Origin of the sequence: Streptomyces himastatinicus ATCC 53653 (assembly GCF_000158915.1) — a bacterium.
GTDB classification, from domain to species: Bacteria; Actinomycetota; Actinomycetes; order Streptomycetales; family Streptomycetaceae; genus Streptomyces; species Streptomyces himastatinicus.
This window is the reverse complement of the sequence record NZ_GG657754.1, coordinates 5,730,759-5,732,726: the sequence shown is the minus strand read 5'-3', so window position 1 is coordinate 5,732,726 and position 1,968 is coordinate 5,730,759. Positions and strand designations below refer to the sequence as shown.

The window sequence follows — 1,968 nt, the reverse complement described above, 5'->3', positions numbered from 1 at the left end:
TGCGCGCCCGGCCACTGCCCAGGCAGCGGCGAGCCGGGGAAGGGTGACGTGCTCAGCCGTTGGCCTTCTCGTACGCCTCACGAACGGTCGCCGGAACGCGGCCGCGGTCATTGACCTCGTAGCCGTTTTCCTTTGCCCAGGCGCGAATCTTCGCGGTGTCCTGGCCACTGCCCGACGCAGCACGCGCCTTGCCACGGCCACCGGAAGCCCGGCCGCCGGTGCGACGGCCGCCCTTGGTGAACGGCTCCAGGGCATCCCGGAGCTTGTCCGCGTTGACGGTGTTGAGGTCGATCTCGTAGCTCTTGCCGTCCAGCGCGAACGTCACGGTCTCGTCCGCCTCGCCGCCGTCGAGGTCGTCGACAAGAAGGACCTGAACCTTCTGTGCCATGGGGTTCCTTTCAGGGGAAACGGGGGGCTCGGGTGCGCGGCGTTAGCCGCTGATGTCTCACCCCCCAGGTAATTACACTACGGGAGAATAGGAAACCGCTTTTCCCGGAAAAACACAAACCCTCCGGGAAGGTTCGACCGATCGACCATGCGGGAAGGCTGATGGAACCCACTGTTCCGGAGCTATGTGATAGGGGCGCGATTCGGACATAGGGACCGCGATCACAGTTGCAGAAGCATCCGGCTGTTGCCAAGGGTGTTCGGCTTCACCCGTTCGAGACCGAGGAACTCGGCGACGCCCTCGTCATAGGAACGCAGCAGCTCGCTGTAGACATCCCCGTCGACCGGCGTCTCGCCGATCTCCACGAAGCCGTGCTTGGTGAAGAAGTCGACTTCGAAGGTGAGGCAGAAAATGCGCCGGACGCCGAGCCAGCGCGCCGTCTGCAACAGCTTGTCGAGCACCAGGTGGCCTACACCACTCCCCTTGTGAGCGGGATCCACCGCGAGAGTACGAACCTCCGCGAGGTCTTCCCACATGACGTGGAGTGCGCCGCAGCCAATGAGCTCGGCGTCCTCGTCCCGCTCCGCGACCCAGAACTCCTGGATGTCCTCGTAAAGGGTCACCGTGGCTTTGTCGAGCAGGATGCGATCGCTCACGTAGGAGTCGATGAGCCGGCGCACGGCTCGTACATCGCCGGTCCGGGCGCGGCGGACGGTGACTACTTTTGATAGTGCAGAGGACATGGCCGGACGCTATCGCCCCGGCTCATCGGCCCGACTCACCGGGGCTCTCTCCCGGCTCACCGAGTTGTGCGACGCGCATGGCATCCCGCAGTGCATCTCGCTGCTCTTCGGACATCATCCCGAAGAACGCGACGAGGGCGGCCGCGGGGTTGTCACTGGTCGACCACGCTTCGTTCATCAGTGCGGCAGAGTAGGCGGCCCTGGTGGAGACCGCGGCATATCGATAGGCGCGGCCTTGCACCTCCCTGCGGAGCCAGCCCTTGTGATGGAGGTTGTCCATTACGGTCATGACCGTCGTGTAGGCGATCGAGCGTTCTCGCTGAAGGTCTTCCAGGACTTCTCGGACCGTGACCGGGCGGTTCCACTTCCACACCCGCGTCATGACCGCGTCTTCCAGCTCTCCCAATGGCCGAGGCACATGTGAATAATAGTGGGAGATGTACCGAATGTCGGGGGATGTACGCGGCGAAAGGCCGCACGCCCCGGGATGCGGATGCATCCCGGGGCGTGCTGGTCGGTGCGGGGGGCGTCAGGACGCGTCGCGGCCCGGCGCGTTGCCGGCCGACGCCGTGCGGTCCGCCTCGGCGCGGGCGAGCGCCGCGTCCACGAGGTGGTCCTCCTTCGCCTTGTTGGCGCCGCCCTGGCTCTTGATCATCGTCACGATCAGGAAGGTGAAGGCCACGGCCATCACCAGGGGCGGCACCAGCGCGGAGACGTAATCCATGGCAATCGGCCTCCTTTTGCTCGATGCCCCACAGATTACGCGGCGCCCGCGTCGGCCCCCGCGCCGGGCCTCATGCCGGGGTCGACGCCAGACCTCACGCCGGGGCCGAGCCG

General features: G+C 65.8%; 4 protein-coding genes. All 4 read right to left on the bottom strand.

The window, feature by feature from the left end:
* Positions 1–52: 52 nt before the first annotated feature.
* Positions 53–388, bottom strand: coding sequence for a histone-like nucleoid-structuring protein Lsr2 (locus SSOG_RS24300; protein ID WP_009716898.1), 336 nt, complete (start codon positions 386–388; stop codon positions 53–55).
* Between the two features lie 221 nt (positions 389–609).
* Entirely contained in the window at positions 610–1,131 is a 522-nt protein-coding gene (locus SSOG_RS24295; protein ID WP_009716897.1) for an amino-acid N-acetyltransferase, read from the bottom strand.
* 22 nt (positions 1,132–1,153) lie between these two features.
* Positions 1,154–1,549 carry a BlaI/MecI/CopY family transcriptional regulator gene (locus SSOG_RS24290; protein WP_009716896.1) on the bottom strand — a complete coding sequence of 132 codons (396 nt, stop codon included), beginning with the start codon at positions 1,547–1,549 and terminating at the stop codon, positions 1,154–1,156.
* Between the two features lie 111 nt (positions 1,550–1,660).
* The gene (locus SSOG_RS24285) at positions 1,661–1,855 is read right to left on the bottom strand and encodes a hypothetical protein (RefSeq protein WP_009716895.1); all 195 of its coding nucleotides are present in this window, start codon (positions 1,853–1,855) and stop codon (positions 1,661–1,663) included.
* Positions 1,856–1,968 lie beyond the last annotated feature (113 nt).

What these genes read in the sequence shown, in the direction of transcription:
- SSOG_RS24300 (WP_009716898.1), bottom strand. Translation starts at nt 388, where the DNA reads ATGGCACAGAAGGTTCAGGTCCTTCTTGTCGACGACCTCGACGGCGGC.
- SSOG_RS24295 (WP_009716897.1), bottom strand. Translation starts at nt 1,131, where the DNA reads ATGTCCTCTGCACTATCAAAAGTAGTCACCGTCCGCCGCGCCCGGACC.
- SSOG_RS24285 (WP_009716895.1), bottom strand. Translation starts at nt 1,855, where the DNA reads ATGGATTACGTCTCCGCGCTGGTGCCGCCCCTGGTGATGGCCGTGGCC.